19 protein-coding genes are annotated in these 14,561 nt (G+C 36.9%); 10 read left to right on the top strand and 9 right to left on the bottom strand.

Features of this window, described 5'->3' with window-relative positions:
• Positions 1 to 21 precede the first annotated feature (21 nt).
• On the top strand, positions 22 to 1,191 hold the full coding sequence (locus FI644_RS00975; RefSeq protein WP_053475168.1) for a M20 family metallopeptidase: 1,170 nt from the start codon (positions 22 to 24) through the stop codon (positions 1,189 to 1,191).
• Between the two features lie 217 nt (positions 1,192 to 1,408).
• Here FI644_RS00975 and FI644_RS00980 read toward each other — a convergent pair whose 3' ends face one another.
• The 3 genes from FI644_RS00980 to FI644_RS00990 form a co-directional block, all read right to left on the bottom strand.
• Positions 1,409 to 2,134 (bottom strand): EcsC family protein, encoded by a 726-nt coding sequence (locus tag FI644_RS00980; RefSeq protein ID WP_053475167.1) that lies wholly within the window; start codon positions 2,132 to 2,134, stop codon positions 1,409 to 1,411.
• A 79-nt stretch (positions 2,135 to 2,213) separates the two neighbouring features.
• Entirely contained in the window at positions 2,214 to 3,425 is a 1,212-nt protein-coding gene (locus FI644_RS00985; protein WP_053475166.1) for an ABC transporter permease, read from the bottom strand.
• Positions 3,418 to 4,158: an ABC transporter ATP-binding protein gene (locus FI644_RS00990; RefSeq protein ID WP_053475165.1), complete on the bottom strand. Its 741-nt coding sequence runs from the start codon at positions 4,156 to 4,158 to the stop codon at positions 3,418 to 3,420. The genes FI644_RS00985 and FI644_RS00990 overlap by 8 nt, the downstream gene beginning before the upstream one ends.
• 632 nt (positions 4,159 to 4,790) lie before the next feature.
• Here FI644_RS00990 and FI644_RS00995 point away from each other — a divergent pair.
• On the top strand, positions 4,791 to 5,210 hold the full coding sequence (locus FI644_RS00995) for an HIT family protein (RefSeq protein WP_053475164.1): 420 nt from the start codon (positions 4,791 to 4,793) through the stop codon (positions 5,208 to 5,210).
• Between the two features lie 129 nt (positions 5,211 to 5,339).
• Here FI644_RS00995 and FI644_RS01000 read toward each other — a convergent pair whose 3' ends face one another.
• Entirely contained in the window at positions 5,340 to 5,690 is a 351-nt protein-coding gene (locus FI644_RS01000) for an acylphosphatase (RefSeq protein ID WP_142107866.1), read from the bottom strand.
• A gap of 354 nt (positions 5,691 to 6,044) precedes the next feature.
• On the opposite strand from FI644_RS01000, the gene FI644_RS01005 reads away from it, so the two are divergent.
• A complete protein-coding gene (locus tag FI644_RS01005; RefSeq protein ID WP_053477482.1) occupies positions 6,045 to 7,460 on the top strand; it encodes a PQQ-dependent sugar dehydrogenase in 1,416 nt (471 codons plus the stop codon).
• Between the two features lie 64 nt (positions 7,461 to 7,524).
• Here the strand turns inward: FI644_RS01005 and FI644_RS01010 are convergent, their stop codons facing one another.
• Entirely contained in the window at positions 7,525 to 7,914 is a 390-nt protein-coding gene (locus FI644_RS01010) for a cupredoxin domain-containing protein (RefSeq protein ID WP_053475162.1), read from the bottom strand.
• A 326-nt stretch (positions 7,915 to 8,240) separates the two neighbouring features.
• On the opposite strand from FI644_RS01010, the gene serC reads away from it, so the two are divergent.
• On the top strand, positions 8,241 to 9,320 hold the full coding sequence (gene serC, locus FI644_RS01015) for a 3-phosphoserine/phosphohydroxythreonine transaminase (protein ID WP_142107867.1): 1,080 nt from the start codon (positions 8,241 to 8,243) through the stop codon (positions 9,318 to 9,320).
• A 121-nt stretch (positions 9,321 to 9,441) separates the two neighbouring features.
• Positions 9,442 to 9,978, top strand: a complete 537-nt coding sequence (locus tag FI644_RS01020; RefSeq protein ID WP_053475160.1) for a tryptophan transporter — start codon at positions 9,442 to 9,444, stop codon at positions 9,976 to 9,978.
• Positions 9,979 to 10,012: 34 nt separating this feature from the next.
• On the opposite strand, the gene yhzF is transcribed toward FI644_RS01020, so the two are convergent.
• On the bottom strand, positions 10,013 to 10,204 hold the full coding sequence (gene yhzF, locus FI644_RS01025; protein ID WP_053475159.1) for a membrane protein YhzF: 192 nt from the start codon (positions 10,202 to 10,204) through the stop codon (positions 10,013 to 10,015).
• 207 nt (positions 10,205 to 10,411) lie between these two features.
• On the opposite strand from yhzF, the gene FI644_RS01030 reads away from it, so the two are divergent.
• A complete protein-coding gene (locus FI644_RS01030; protein ID WP_053475158.1) occupies positions 10,412 to 10,774 on the top strand; it encodes a YtxH domain-containing protein in 363 nt (120 codons plus the stop codon).
• A gap of 304 nt (positions 10,775 to 11,078) precedes the next feature.
• Complete coding sequence (locus FI644_RS01035) at positions 11,079 to 11,654, top strand: HTH-type transcriptional regulator Hpr (RefSeq protein WP_053475157.1); 576 nt, start codon at positions 11,079 to 11,081, stop codon at positions 11,652 to 11,654.
• A gap of 2 nt (positions 11,655 to 11,656) precedes the next feature.
• Here FI644_RS01035 and FI644_RS01040 read toward each other — a convergent pair whose 3' ends face one another.
• A complete protein-coding gene (locus FI644_RS01040) occupies positions 11,657 to 11,992 on the bottom strand; it encodes a DUF1878 family protein (protein ID WP_231690039.1) in 336 nt (111 codons plus the stop codon).
• Positions 11,993 to 12,163: 171 nt separating this feature from the next.
• Between FI644_RS01040 and FI644_RS01045 the strand changes: the two genes are divergently transcribed.
• The gene (locus FI644_RS01045) at positions 12,164 to 12,712 is read left to right on the top strand and encodes a DUF3267 domain-containing protein (RefSeq protein WP_053475155.1); all 549 of its coding nucleotides are present in this window, start codon (positions 12,164 to 12,166) and stop codon (positions 12,710 to 12,712) included.
• Positions 12,713 to 12,870: 158 nt separating this feature from the next.
• Positions 12,871 to 13,050 (top strand): hypothetical protein, encoded by a 180-nt coding sequence (locus tag FI644_RS01050; protein WP_053475154.1) that lies wholly within the window; start codon positions 12,871 to 12,873, stop codon positions 13,048 to 13,050.
• 92 nt (positions 13,051 to 13,142) lie between these two features.
• Here the strand turns inward: FI644_RS01050 and FI644_RS01055 are convergent, their stop codons facing one another.
• A complete protein-coding gene (locus FI644_RS01055) occupies positions 13,143 to 13,238 on the bottom strand; it encodes a YjcZ family sporulation protein (RefSeq protein WP_053475153.1) in 96 nt (31 codons plus the stop codon).
• A 22-nt stretch (positions 13,239 to 13,260) separates the two neighbouring features.
• Positions 13,261 to 13,350 (bottom strand): YjcZ family sporulation protein, encoded by a 90-nt coding sequence (locus tag FI644_RS01060; RefSeq protein WP_075209110.1) that lies wholly within the window; start codon positions 13,348 to 13,350, stop codon positions 13,261 to 13,263.
• Positions 13,351 to 13,625: 275 nt separating this feature from the next.
• On the opposite strand from FI644_RS01060, the gene FI644_RS01065 reads away from it, so the two are divergent.
• Entirely contained in the window at positions 13,626 to 14,522 is an 897-nt protein-coding gene (locus tag FI644_RS01065; RefSeq protein WP_142107868.1) for a peptidylprolyl isomerase, read from the top strand.
• Positions 14,523 to 14,561: the final 39 nt, after the last annotated feature.

Raw genomic sequence — 14,561 nt, forward strand, 5'->3', positions numbered from 1 at the left:
TACTTAAGGGAGAGAAGAAGGATGAATGCATTATTTGATAAGCTAGAAGAGTATTATGAAGAAATGGTTTCGATAAGAAGACATTTGCATCAGCATCCAGAGCTATCCTTTAAAGAAGAAAAAACTGCTAAGTATATTCAAACATTCTATGAAAACCTAGAGATTGAAGTAAGAGGTCAAGTAGGTGGAAATGGTGTAGTAGCAAAAATCTATGGAAGCAAACCAGGGAAAACAATCGCTTTACGGGCAGATTTTGATGCCTTGCCGATTCAAGATGAAAAAGATGTACCTTATAAATCCCTCGTTCCTGGTGTTATGCATGCCTGCGGACATGATGGGCATACAGCTACCTTACTAGTGCTTGCAAAAGTACTCCATGAAATGCGGGAGGAACTAGAAGGAAATTATGTGATGATCCATCAGCATGCAGAAGAATATGCCCCAGGGGGAGCCATTTCCATGATTGAAGATGGATGCTTAGATGGGGTAGATGTGATTTTTGGAACCCATTTGTGGGCATCAGAACCAACTGGTACGATTCAATACCGTGTCGGACCGGTAATGGCTGCTGCTGACCGCTTTGAAATTACGATTCAGGGAAAAGGCGGACATGGGGCTCAGCCGCATCGGACAAAGGATGCAATTGTAACTGCCTCACAATTGGTCATCAATCTGCAGCATATAGTCAGCCGAAAAGTAAATCCAATCGATTCAGCTGTTGTCACTGTCGGTTCCTTTGTGGCAGACAATGCCTTTAATGTCATCGCTGACAGGGCTAAACTCATCGGTACTGTTCGTACCTTTAACGAAGAGGTTCGAGCCTATATAGAAGAAGAAATTGAGCGGGTCGTAAAAGGAACTTGCTATACAGCAGATAGTACATATGATTATTTGTATGCTAAAGGCTATCCTGCGGTCGTTAACCATATGGAAGAAACGAATTACTTAGTAAGATGTGCACAGCAAATTGATAGTGTAACGAATATCGAGGAAACAGAACCCCACATGGGCGGAGAGGATTTTGCGTATTATCTTCAGCATGTGAAGGGAACCTTTTTCTTTACTGGTGCAAAGCCGGTATATACAGATGAAAACTACCCTCATCATCACCCTAAATTTGATATTGATGAAAAAGCAATGCTCATCGCAGCTAAGACACTCGGAACAGCTGCACTTAAGTATCATTCTTAGAAAAGCGTAAGCGCCTTGATCATCGCCGTACAAACGCAGAAGGGCTCTTCCTTTCGATAAAGGAAACATGGTGAGCTTGAGCGAACCGATGTTGACTTATCGCAGGGAGGAGACCTGAAATTTGATAGGCGATAGGACGCTTGCGCTAGACAATTCTCAAACTTCAAAGTAAAAAATTCTGAAATTCTGAAAATGCAAAACAAAACAGCTCCTAATCTCATTCAGATTTTTGGGCTGTTTTGAATGTCCTTATCCGATAGGCATTTTTCGCTACTTCACCAAGATGTTCCAATAAATTATTATTAGCGTAAGCACCAACAGCCGCACCAATGCCTGGCACAAGCTGAAGCATTTTCACAAAATCGATATAATCCCGGTACTCCTGCTGAAACTCCTGCCAATCCATTTCAATAAATCCAGCTTTTCTTTGATCCCAATTCTCAACTATTTCCATTGTTTCCCTTCTCTTTTCATCACTTGAGAAGGCAAGCTTGAACACATGCAGAATAAAAAGCCTTTCTTCATATTCACTCGTATCATAGCCATAAATAGATGCAGCTTCAAAGAGGAATTTCATTTTTATGGAAAGCAGGAGCGGGAAATCGGCTAACCCGAGAAGAATGCCTCCTGCTCCTGTTCCTGCTCCTTCAACCACTGCTGTCTTTCGATAAATGGACAGTTTTTTCATTAATAGCTCATCCATCTCAGCCAGTGTGTTTAAGGTGTAATGACTCTTTTTTGTCGTCAGATTCGAGCCGATTAGTGTGGCTTTTACCATGTTTTTTATACTCTCTGTCAACATTTGATGGACCTTGTCTGGAATCCAATTATTTACCTTTGTCTGCGCTTTTTTCGAAAGTCTATTAAGAATACTAGAACGCTTCACCATTTGGCGTTTCCAATCCTCTATCTCTCGAATGACAAGTAATTCATACTCGTTCATAGGCTTCCCTTCCTTTACATTCTGTACTATTTTATACGTTAGACAGTTGGAAAGGTTTCACTTATCTAATATACAAACATTAGAAATTAAGCTTCTTCTTAATATAGAATTGAGTAAAAAGGTAAGTAAATCCAATGCCAGCTATAAATGAGAGCAGTGCGATGATCCCCTCACCCTTTGCTAAAACAGCTAGCGATAACAACAAGGCTTGTAAATATAATATTCTTGATAAAAGACTTTTAAACGATTGTTCCTTTAATCCTTCCTTAAGCGGATACAGGTTCACCCATAATTTATTTTGGTGATGATTCCATAGCGGAAGCAGTTGAAATCCTGTTAAATACATAAATAGTAAAACGAGCAGAATTTGACCGTATCCAAATGAAATGAAATAAATACCTGCAGCCCCGATAATCGTCAAACGGACGAATAGACCAAAATAATCACCAGCACGTAAAAAGGTTCTTACGAAAAGATGGCTAAACGTATTTTTCTGTACAAATGCTAGCCTGCTAAACAGCCAATCAAGCCATGAACGTCTCTTCACACGATCGCGTAAATGCGGTACGTCTGTAAACAGGTTCGCTAATCGGTAAAAGGAAGTCATCCTTCGTTCTTCCTGTTCAATTAAATACTCCCATTTCAAGCCCTTGTCCTTCGTGTTCTTGCCGTAATAAAAATACAAAATAAACAAAAGCAAGATTTCAGGCAGCAGATACAGCAAACCTTCATTAGAAAAAAGGAAAAATAAAAAGACCGCATTTACTGCATAACGGATAAAAGTATCAAAAAGATGAACAGATTTCTCAACATAGTACTGCACCTTCCAGCGAATAAGCAGATTAATCCCCTTCATCACCAAAACCGTAAGCAAAAATGGCAAAAACGGCTGAAAATCTCCATTATTTACACGTGCATACATCGGCATAAATACAGCCATGCCCATGATAAGCAAATAAGCATGCAGGAGGAAACTGACAGCTAATGAGCGTTTAAAAAAACTTTGAAGTCTATTTTCAAGCGGCAGAAGGAAAATCCGGTCAGCTTCAATAATAAACGTATAGATTGGTGTATAGGTAAGAATAAAAGCCAGAGCAATTGCCATGATAATAGCTGCAGGAAATTGCTCAGATACCGTTGTTAACCATTCCTGATAATAAAATGCCACCGTCCCAAGCAAGAAAACCAGCACTATGACATTATGTCCGTTAAAGATATACCGTAAGTAACGGCTCAGCTCTTTAATTCTCTGATTAAACCGCTCTTTCCATAATTTCTTCTCATCAAACATAATCTTCTTCCTTTGTCAGTTGAATATAGATATCATCCAATGTCGCTTCCGGCATCGAAAATTGTTCACGTAATTCAGCCAATGTCCCTTTTGCACGCACCTTGCCTTCATGTAAAATAACAAATCTGTCACAATATCTTTCAGCTGTTGCTAATATATGGGTCGACATTAAAATACCTGCCCCATTTTCTTTCATTTTTTTCATCAAATCTAACAAGGATTGAATCCCCAGTGGATCAAGTCCGACAAAAGGCTCATCAACAATATATAATGATGGCTGTACTAAAAAAGCACACATAATCATTACCTTCTGTTTCATTCCCTTAGAAAAATGGGCAGGAAACCATTTCAGCCTTTTTTCCATACGAAATTCCTTTAATAGTCTTTCCATCCGTTCCTTATATTCAGAAGGCTTTAGCCCATAAGCCATCGCCGTTAATTCTAAATGTTCTTTAAGCGTTAGTTCATCATAAAGAATCGGTGTTTCTGGCACAAAGGTGAATTGTCTTCGATACGCCTCCTTATCTTTATGAAACGCATTCCCATTAATGGTAATTTCCCCGCTATGCGGCTCCATCAGTCCAATGACATGCTTAATAGTCGTACTCTTCCCAGCTCCATTTAAGCCGATCAAGCCGACGATTTCTTTTTCCTTTACTTCAAAAGAAACATCCTTCAACACAGGATTTCTTGTATAGCCACCCGTTACTTTCTCTATTTGCAAAAGTGCCATATCCAACGTCCTTCCCTAAATGTCTACTTCTATTGTAAGAAACGGTGCATCTCCTTGTCCAATCTGGAGGAAGAATTTATATGTTGATCAAATTTTTTTAGTTCTTTTTTAAAATAATGTATATGAAATCTGAGTCCGGGAATTCTAATCTATGAAGGGGAACAAGTCATTTGATAACCTAAAGAATTATCAAAACTTGAAATGAGGTGTCTGTCGCAGACAGCTAAATTCACTTTCATAAATCGCTTCCATACGTTTAAAATCTAAGGGGATGGTTGCATTGGGCAATGTTGCTAAATGAACCGAAGATCTAGCGTTCTGATCGCCTACCCGTTGGTGGTCTAGCATGCACTTTGAAATGAGGTGTTTGTAAAAGACAATGACCTGCTTTATACGTTGTAAAACTTATAAAGATTAGGGGATGGTCAGCTTGAACAAAGATCGAAAGTCTCTAGAAGTAAACACAATCATTCATAAATGAGGTGTTTATCAAAGGGAATAACCTGAAGTAGAAACGTCATATAAGAAGCATTCCCCTTCACGAAGGCAGGATTCCACGCGGATCCTGCCTTTTAACCTTTTTTTAGATATGATAAAATAATGGAAAATAGAACAAACAGGAGTTGTTTCGAATGAGCGATTGTATTTTTTGTAAAATAGTAAATGGAGACATCCCTTCATCCAAGGTTTTTGAAAACGAACATGTGATGGCTTTTCTCGATATTAGTCAAATAACAAAAGGTCATACATTAATTATTCCAAAAATACATAATGAAAATATTTATGATTTAAGTTTAGAAGCGGCACGGAATATTTTTGAGGTTGTCCCGCAAATAGCTAACGCAATCAAGGAACAGTTTAACCCAATTGGGATGAATGTCATTACAAATACTGGGGAACAAGCTGGACAAACTGTATTCCATTATCATATGCACCTGATTCCTAGATATGGCAGCGGGGATGGCTTTGGCGCAGTTTGGAAATCTCACCAATCCGATTATACACCTTCTGATTTGCAAGAAATTGCGGATGGGATCAAAAAACATATCTAATATTATTTAACCGCAGCTTAAAACAGGGACGATAACAAAACTTTCTTTGAACCATATGGAGCAGCAAATAAACCGTTATTTTGAAAAAAGATCGTTCAAAATGACGGTTTTCTTTGATTGTAGAGTGAACTATCTCACTATTGTAAAATTTTCATCATCCTTAATAGATACATCAATCATGGTCACTTTTTTTACAGATGCCCGTTTCAATGACTGCATGCAATGAACCAGAAAATTAATTCTTGATTCCTCCCCTTGTATTTCAGCTTCAACACTTCCATCCTCTAAATTTTTCACCCATCCAGTTAATTTCATCCTTTGAGCAATACAATGGATTTCTAACCGAAATCCTACTTTTTGTACTTTTCCTGAAAAAATAACTTTTTTTCTAATGATAGTACCCGAACCAAAAGCTGGAAATTTAATACGATTTGCATGCCAAATGACATATTCTTCTCTAATTTTTTTCATAACACTCATTACTTAACGGACTCCTTTTAGTTTATTACTTAATCCTCATAACCAAAATACATCAAAAGGTTAACTCCCTCTAATAAGTAAAGCTAAATATATATTCTCGATTAATAACACTTATCCTTCCTATGAAAGCAAACTACTCGTTAACACCAAATGAAAAGCTGCCATAATGACAGCTCCTGATCTTGGACCCTGATTTAAAAATCATAATACGATTTATGATTGCTGCCATTCCTCCGACACTGAAGAGAAACATGGTCATTTCCCAGGTAGATTCCTCTGCTCTTAATTGGTATTAATAAAACCATTCCGATCATATGCTTTTAAAAGAAACCTGAGAAGGAGTGTGAAAGTTTGTTGGGAAAAGTTAAAGTTCGTTTACTGCCCATTGTAAGCAGGATAAATTTACCGACCGTTTTGAAGACAGCTATACTTCCAGGTGACTCAAAAGAAGCATTATTTATTGCAACCCAGGTAGGAGAGATTTTTTACATAAGAGACGGAAGTTTAAGGACTTTTTTAGATATTCGCCCGCGAATTATAAAACTAGGTGCTTCTGGTGGAGGCTATGATGAACGGGGATTGCTAGGGCTAGCGTTTCATCCGGAATTTTACTATAACGGTCTGTTTTATCTTCATTATTCAGTAGCTGGAACTCAAGGTCCAGGTGCTCTTCCTGAGTCTATTTCACCTAACCCATGTGATCCTAAAACTTTAAACCTAAAGTGGATAAATAGAGAAACTCAATATGATCATATTGATACTGTAGAAGAATGGATTTTACCAACGAATGGTCAACCTCAAAAACGACGGACATTACTTAACTTAAGAAGACCATTTTCTAATCATAATGGGGTCAATAGTTTAAACTTTTCACCTGAAACAGGAAAACTTGTTTTAACCACCGGGGATGGTGGATCAGGATATGATCCTTTCAACTTAAGCCAGAATGATATGGAAATCGCCGGTAAAATAATTGAGATTGATGTAAATAAGCATACATTTTTCCGGAATCCGCCCGTAGTCACACGCTTCAACGAACTTCCCGTACCTATTCAGGAAACACTTACGGTGATTGCCAAAGGAGTACGGAATATATCCGGCATTTCATTTCAAAGGTTTTATAATCAATATATCAAATATGTGGGAAATGTCGGACAGGATTTGGTAGAGTCCATTTTTTCATTCACTCAGAATAAACGAATACCGGTTACCCAGCTTGTTCAAGCATTTTTAATGAAGTCTGAAGCTGAGCTAGAAAGATTTATTAACTTTGGCTGGCGAGCGTGGGAAGGTGTTTTCCCTACTCAGATTATAAGGGGCTGCTCTGCAATTCCAACTTTGGAAGAGAAAACAATTGCTTATTATGATGAAGCAGTAAAATTTTCAGTAAGGCGTCTTCACCCTGTAACTTGTTATTTTCATGAAGATCCCCGACCCGATAAATTTGGAGGAACTGCACTCACAGGAGTGCAAGCCTACATGGGGAATAGAATCCCTGCTTTAACAGGAAGTGTTGTGTTTACCGATCTTGCCCGGAAAGAAGAATCCGGGACTCCAGCTAAAGGGGTTTTAGCTTATACTAGGATAAGAACAGATTGTAAACTAAACGACTTTAGTGTTATTGAAACCGATTATGATTTTGGGGCCAGGGCAGCTTATTATGTTAGTTTGGGAACGAATCTGAATCAGTCCACACTTTATTTAGGGGTTTATGGTTCTATGAAAGTGACAGATTTTAACCAAGGGACTATTTTTGAAATTATCCCGTGATTCAAGACACAGTTAATATATTAGAAAGGGAGCTGCTGCAGCAGCTCCCTATTAGCCCTTCTTGCTATTTAACTACTACTTTTCCAACCATTCCTTCCTGGAAGTGGTACCGACAGATTAATTCAAATGTACCTGGCTTTGTCGGTTTCAAAGTAATGGTTTTTTCTTTTCCCGGCTGGACTTCGACGTCAATTCCGAGCTTTTCCACTGTGAAGGTGTGTTCTTTCTTTCCTTTGTTTTTCAATATCAACTTTGTCGTTCTTCCAGTGGAAATAGTGATGACTTTTGGATTAAAGTAGTCATCGTTCAACTCGACCTCAATATCTTTCACCGTCTCCATAGGTGGTGTTACCACACCGGTTTCGGCAAATACGCCGAGAGAGCCTGCAGTGTTCCCAACCATAATCATCGCAAGCAAAACGACCAATCCTGTTAGACACTTTTTTCCAAACATTCGCAATCACTCCTTTCCTATTCATTATTTTTTACCCATTCAGAAAAAATTATCACTATAAATTGCGGTCCAACGTGCTTTCAAATAGTTATTCTTTTTATCTGAAACAGTGACAAGAAAAAAGATCGACTCGATGACGATCTTCTGGAAACTATTCTTATTCAATTAACCCGTTTACAAAGAAAGGGTTTCTATTTAGTTGGGAGCCTTTTTGTTGTATTTTTCATAATATTCACAATTAGTTGTGTACAAATACATTTAATTTGTTACCATAGGATTATCTTTATTTCATTACCGTATGACAGATACTTTTGGAGGAGAAACTGATGAATCGAGCACTTAATTTTAATGCAGGTCCAGCTGCTTTACCGGAAGCAGTATTAGCAGAGGCAGAAAAGAACTGGCTTAACTTTAATCATTCTGGCATGGCTGTCATGGAGCTAAGCCATCGAAGTAAAGAATATGAAACCATTCATGAGCAAGCTATATTGCTATTGCGAGATCTCCTGTCCATCCCAGACAGCTATGAGATTCTCTTCCTTCAAGGCGGAGCAAGCCTGCAGTTTTCAATGGTCCCTATGAACCTCCTCACAGAAGGGAAAGCAGGCAATTATATATTAACTGGAGTATGGGCTGAAAAAGCATTGAAGGAAGCGGAGAAGGTTGGGGAAACATTCATTTCAGCTTCAAGCAAGAATCAGCAATATAAGTCTATTCCTACTGTAAATGCCAAGACATCAGAAAATGCCGCCTATCTTCATATAACAAGCAATAATACAATTTACGGCACACAATGGCAGCATTTCCCTGCAAATGAAGGGATTCCATTAGTTGCGGATATGTCTAGCGATCTATTAAGCCGAAAGTTAACTATCGAGAATTTTGATCTTATTTATGCTGGAGCACAAAAAAATCTTGGTCCGTCTGGAGTAACAGTCGTTATTATTCAAAAGGAGCTCTTATCAAGATCAAGTAATCATTTGCCGACCATGCTTAATTACAACACTTATGCAACTCACAATTCGCTTTATAACACACCGCCAACTCTTGCGATCTATTTACTGAAGCTTGTACTCGAATGGGCAAAGGAATTAGGTGGTTTAACAGTTATTGAAAAAAGGAATGAGGAGAAAGCAAAGATACTATATGATGCCATTGATTGCAGTGAAGGTTTTTATTTAGGACATGCGGAAAAAGAAAGCAGATCAAAAATGAATGTTACCTTTAATCTTCCTGATGAAGAAATAGCAAGGAGCTTTCTGCATCAAGCTAAAAAAGAAGGCTTTATTGGTCTTAACGGTCACCGATCAGTTGGCGGGTGTCGTGCTTCCATTTACAATGCGATGCCAGTGGAGCATGTCTTTCAGCTAGCAGCATTCATGAAAAAATTCAGGAGATATAACTGAAAATTACTTCTTCTTTTTCAGTTGTTTTATGTTATAATAATTACAAGTTTTTCGCTGCAGGCATAGAGCGCACTGCAGGAGAAACAAAAATTAGTTGAGTCGAGAATAGGAGAGATGAGAAATGAATACGAAAAATCTTGTAGCCCTTTCCCTTTTAGTGGGAATGGGAGCGGTATTGCATGCAGTTATGCCAGGCTTTGGTGCTGGTATGAAACCAGATATGATGTTAACGATGATGTTTTTAGGTATTATCCTTTTTCCTGATCGGAAAAGTGTATTACTTCTATCATTAGCAACAGGACTTATATCAGGGCTAACAACTACCTTCCCAGGTGGTCTATTCCCAAACATCATTGATAAACCAATTACTGCAGCGATTTTCTTCGGGCTTTTCCTTTTATTAAAGAAATTTCATCATTCAATTATAAGCGCTTCTGTTCTAACTGCTATTGGAACACTGATTTCTGGGATTGTCTTTTTAACATCGGCTTATTTCATTGTTGGTTTGCCTGGTCCATTTGCTGCATTATTTGGTGCAGTTGTCCTGCCAGCAACCATTGTCAACACAGTCACAATGGTCATTCTTTATCCGATTGCACAATCCATTATGAAACGGACGAAGCTTACAAATCAACCAACGGTTGCTGCAAAGCAATAATAATAAAAACCCGCCTCAGCGGGTTTTTTCGTTTTCATTTAAAACTATGAATAATTACCCCAATAAGCAAAAATCCGATTCCCCCTGCTGCTAAAGCGGCTGCTCTCCTTCTTAGTATATATTTAGGAGGGTATACGACGGGTCTCTTTACCGCTAGATAGAAATGAACACCTCCGGCAATTAGTAAAGCCCCGATTGTAAAGATGCCTGCAGTTAACCCTGACATTTTTCGTCCCCACCCCTTTTTCTAATAAATTCAGGTTTTGTACAATTATTAAAATGTATGCTTGTTTTCTTATAGATATGAACGATACTCCTGTCATCATTTGGACAGATCCAGCAGTATTTGTGAAAAACCTTCATATTTAAATGAAGGAATTTTCTTTTCTTTGTAGTAAAATCTATATAAGTAGAATATGAGAGGTGAAGAATAATGAAAGTAAAATCATTGCTCATTGGATTTATTATTGGAGGGACTGTAGCAGGAATAAGCACTTTATTATCCACACCAGCATCTGGCAGAGACGCCCGACAGAAAATCCAAGAAAAGAAAGAATGCATACAAAATCAAATGATCGAATTAAATAAGAAATTAATTCGAGTAAAGGATGCGACGATCATCGCATCAAAAGAAGGAAAAAAAGAAATTCTAGCTTTTTCATCTGATGTTAAAAGCTCCATTAATAAATGGAAGGCCGATGTCCTCCCTCATCAGCAAGAACTGCAGAAAGAATTACAAGCCATAGAAATTGCAATTCACGAGCTTGAACAAAATATTAATATCAAGAAAGCCTAAAATTCTCATCATTTCATGCTTTCCCTAAAAAAATCCTTACTTTTTTAAAAAAAAGAAGGATTTTTCCTTTTCAAGCCGAAAACAAATATATTAATAAAGTGAAACGGTCTTAGCTGGAGATTTATTTTGTTGATTAAATGATTGCTAATCTCCTTTTATACATTTACCCAATTTCCGTTTTTACTCATAATAAAAATCATTATATGGTTCAATTTCTAAAAATTTTGTAAATTTATATCTTTATTAATTTTTGTTTTATTGGCATAATGTTATTAGATACTTAAAAAGAAGGTGATTTTTGAATATGAATGATAAATTGTATTCTATAAAGGAAGCAATGATCTTTAGTCAAAGGATTGCTCAATTAAGTAAAGCACTATGGAAGACGATTGAGAAGGATTGGCAGCAATGGATCAAACCGTATGACTTAAATATTAATGAACATCATATTTTATGGATTTCCTACCATTTAAAAGGAGCATCCATCTCTGATGTAGCTAAATTTGGGGTTATGCACGTGTCAACAGCATTTAACTTTTCCAAAAAGCTAGAGGAACGGGGGTTACTTAAATTTTCTAAGAAGGAAAGTGATAAGAGAAATACGTATATCGAACTGACTGCTGCAGGTGAAAGTATTTTACTCAGTCTTATGGAGACGTACGATCCTGATCAAAACGCTGTCTATTCGGGGGCAAAGCCATTGCGAGATCTTTATGGAAAATTCCCTGACATTATTGAAATAATGGCGATCGTCAGGAATATATACGGTGATGACTTTATGGAAATATTTGAAAAATCATTTGCAAACCTTGAAAATGACTTTGTAGAGGAAGAAGGCAAGCTAACCAAAAAGGAGTATACACTAAAGGAAAGTGTATAAAATCAAAGATACCTTCTTAATTCAACCATTAGAGGAAGGAATAGTTGCTGTTTTATACACGCATGAATAACATCATAAGCTGTAAGATTAGGATGTAAACGCTTCTCAAATTCTTTATAAAGCGGATGAAAGTTAACAAATCCTTCCGCTTTCTGTTCTTCCCACTTTATGTTCAACTCTTCACATAGTTGATTGAATGCCTTTACATCCTTTTGCCCAAGTGATTTTTCAACCACTAATTTATAGAAGGAATGATTCGGATTTTCAATTACCTTCAAAAGCAGCTTTTGCTGATATTCTAGTTTGTTTATTTTCTCCATCAATGTGTAAATATCCACCTTTTTCCTCCGTTTATCTATCATACCGGCCACATATATTATGGTGTATGTCCATGATTATTCTTCGACAAAATCTGTGTTTTTTCCCTATTGATTTTTTCGCCTTTTCATCGTAAAGTATCTTAGTAAGTTTTGTGGAAATTTATTTTCTCCTCTTGGAGGTATGATACAATGAATTGCTGGAAGACAATTAATATTAACAAGCATTATGGATCTCATAGACTTTTCTTTATGTCTTCCTTAACAATGTTGCTAACCTTTATTATTATTTATGTACCTGCTCAATATGTGTTTGGGGTTACTTCTTTTTATGATAACTATTTCTTTTTATTTATAATATGCTTATGGATCATGTACCCGTTTCATAAGCTGCTTCATTATTTACCGCTAGCCCGACACGGCCATAAAGTTAAAAAAATAGTAACAATTAAATATGGACTATTACCAATTATTCACATTAAAGTCAATGAACCGATAGCAAAATGGAAATTTATTGTCGCATTATTTACACCGTTTGTCACGATAAATAGTTTATTGATTTTGGCATGTTTTTGTTTTCCGCATTATGTTCACTATTCTACCATTTTACTAGCCTTTCATGTTGGCATTTGTTTTTCAGATTTCGTTTGTGCCAAAAATGTGCTGTCTGCTCCAAATCGATCATATATTGAAGAAAACGATGAAGGCTTTGAGATTTTGCTGAGAAGCCACTATTCTTAATTGTTAATTAGAGGAAATAACTTTATCACCTATCCATAATAATACTTATAGAATCTTAAAGACTATCTTTTTTCAGGAATTTTTGTTATTGTAAATAACATATCAAACTTGTAGGTCATTTTTAAATCATCTGACTGTTTAAAGGAGGGAATTTTTCTATGATCTCCATTTTTATAATTTTTGCTGTTTTTATTTTATATAATATTAACAAAATGACAAATTCCCTTTGCCTTCAAAAGGATATCCCTGAAGATCGGCAGCCTAAAGTATTTCGTACGATTAATATTTTGGTGACCATTCTTTTAATATCCTCATTTGTTGAAATTTTATATGCATAATTGACAAAGAAAAATGGCATACAGAAAAAGCGGAGGAGATCATCCCTCCGCTTTTCTACATTCTAGAGCGGATAACTTTATGTCTTTCGCCACTACAACCAAGATGCACCAATGATAATTAAAAGGATAAATAAAACGACTATTAAGGCAAAGCCTCCGCCGTTTCCATATCCAGCTCCACCAGACATATTGTTTCCTCCCTTCATTTTCTTATAGCCAAGCTGCGCCAACAATAATTAACAAGATGAACAACACTACGATTAGCGCGAAACCTCCGCCGTATCCATACCCTGCACCCATGAGAACACCCTCCTTTCATGTTGCTAACATATCCTATTCAATTGCCTCCGCGTGCGAATAGGCTCCTATCACGACTTATCCAAAATTCTTGCTCCATCTAATTTCTTCGAATGAAAGTTTTCTTTTTATCATATGACTAAACAAATACATTGGGATAGGTGAACACATATTTTCTTACCCACATCATAGGTTATTGTTTTTGTTCTTCCTTACATTTATGGTATAGTAAGTTTTGTGAAATCGAATATAAACAAATACAATTAGGAGTGTTCAACATGAAAAAATGGATAATTACCCTATCACTTACAGCTGGGGTTTTAGGATTAACTGCTTGTAACAGCACAAATGGATCTGGAGATGTTGTTGTTGAAACTAAAGCTGGTGATATTTCAAAGGACGAGCTTTATAATTCAATGAAAGAAAAATACGGTGAACAAGCACTAAGAGAGCTTGTCTATGAAAAAGTTCTTTCAGAAAAATATAAAGTAACGGATGAAGAATTAAATGAAAAGGTTGATGAGCTGAAAGAGCAGCTTGGTGCTAACTTTGAGCTTGCCCTTCAACAATACGGATACAAAGATGAGGATGATTTAAAAGCAACATTCAAAACAGGTTTAATGCAGGAAAAGGCTGCAATTAAAGATGTAAAAGTAACAGAAAAAGAAGTTAAAGAGTACTACGATAATTACAAGCCTCAAATTAAAGCCCGTCATATACTAATAAAGGTAGATGAAGATACAACAGCTGAAGAAGCAAAGAAAAAGATAGATGAAGTCAAGAAAAAGCTAAATGAAGGCGGAAAATTTGAAGATTTAGCAACTGAATATTCGGAAGACCCAGGTTCTGCAGCAAATGGCGGTGACCTAGGCTGGTTTGGAGCTGGACAAATGGTTCCTGAATTTGAAGAGGCTGCATATGCTCTAGATGTTAATGAGATTAGTGAACCAGTTAAATCACAGCATGGTTATCATGTTATCCAAACAACTGAGAAAAAAGAGAAAAAGCCTTTCGATGAAATGAAAAAGGACATGGAATATGAATTGAAGGTTTCAAAGATTGACGGAGCAACAATTGAAAAAGCGATGGAACGTGAATTGAAAGATGCAAATGTAAAAATCAACGACAAAGATTTAAAAGATATCTTAAAGAGCAGCACAGAAGTTAAACAGTAATTTCCTTTTCTTAAAAAATAGGTCCCAAGAAGGGACCTA

The sequence above is a fragment of the Cytobacillus solani genome, assembly GCF_006704205.1.
GTDB classification, from domain to species: Bacteria; Bacillota; Bacilli; order Bacillales; family Cytobacillaceae; genus Cytobacillus; species Cytobacillus solani.

What these genes read in the sequence shown, in the direction of transcription:
- FI644_RS00975 (WP_053475168.1), top strand. Translation starts at nt 22, where the DNA reads ATGAATGCATTATTTGATAAGCTAGAAGAGTATTATGAAGAAATGGTT.
- FI644_RS00980 (WP_053475167.1), bottom strand. Translation starts at nt 2,134, where the DNA reads ATGAACGAGTATGAATTACTTGTCATTCGAGAGATAGAGGATTGGAAA.
- FI644_RS00985 (WP_053475166.1), bottom strand. Translation starts at nt 3,425, where the DNA reads ATGTTTGATGAGAAGAAATTATGGAAAGAGCGGTTTAATCAGAGAATT.
- FI644_RS00990 (WP_053475165.1), bottom strand. Translation starts at nt 4,158, where the DNA reads ATGGCACTTTTGCAAATAGAGAAAGTAACGGGTGGCTATACAAGAAAT.
- FI644_RS00995 (WP_053475164.1), top strand. Translation starts at nt 4,791, where the DNA reads ATGAGCGATTGTATTTTTTGTAAAATAGTAAATGGAGACATCCCTTCA.
- FI644_RS01000 (WP_142107866.1), bottom strand. Translation starts at nt 5,690, where the DNA reads ATGAGTGTTATGAAAAAAATTAGAGAAGAATATGTCATTTGGCATGCA.
- FI644_RS01010 (WP_053475162.1), bottom strand. Translation starts at nt 7,914, where the DNA reads ATGTTTGGAAAAAAGTGTCTAACAGGATTGGTCGTTTTGCTTGCGATG.
- serC (WP_142107867.1), top strand. Translation starts at nt 8,241, where the DNA reads ATGAATCGAGCACTTAATTTTAATGCAGGTCCAGCTGCTTTACCGGAA.
- FI644_RS01020 (WP_053475160.1), top strand. Translation starts at nt 9,442, where the DNA reads ATGAATACGAAAAATCTTGTAGCCCTTTCCCTTTTAGTGGGAATGGGA.
- yhzF (WP_053475159.1), bottom strand. Translation starts at nt 10,204, where the DNA reads ATGTCAGGGTTAACTGCAGGCATCTTTACAATCGGGGCTTTACTAATT.
- FI644_RS01030 (WP_053475158.1), top strand. Translation starts at nt 10,412, where the DNA reads ATGAAAGTAAAATCATTGCTCATTGGATTTATTATTGGAGGGACTGTA.
- FI644_RS01035 (WP_053475157.1), top strand. Translation starts at nt 11,079, where the DNA reads ATGAATGATAAATTGTATTCTATAAAGGAAGCAATGATCTTTAGTCAA.
- FI644_RS01045 (WP_053475155.1), top strand. Translation starts at nt 12,164, where the DNA reads ATGAATTGCTGGAAGACAATTAATATTAACAAGCATTATGGATCTCAT.
- FI644_RS01050 (WP_053475154.1), top strand. Translation starts at nt 12,871, where the DNA reads ATGATCTCCATTTTTATAATTTTTGCTGTTTTTATTTTATATAATATT.
- FI644_RS01055 (WP_053475153.1), bottom strand. Translation starts at nt 13,238, where the DNA reads ATGTCTGGTGGAGCTGGATATGGAAACGGCGGAGGCTTTGCCTTAATA.
- FI644_RS01060 (WP_075209110.1), bottom strand. Translation starts at nt 13,350, where the DNA reads ATGGGTGCAGGGTATGGATACGGCGGAGGTTTCGCGCTAATCGTAGTG.
- FI644_RS01065 (WP_142107868.1), top strand. Translation starts at nt 13,626, where the DNA reads ATGAAAAAATGGATAATTACCCTATCACTTACAGCTGGGGTTTTAGGA.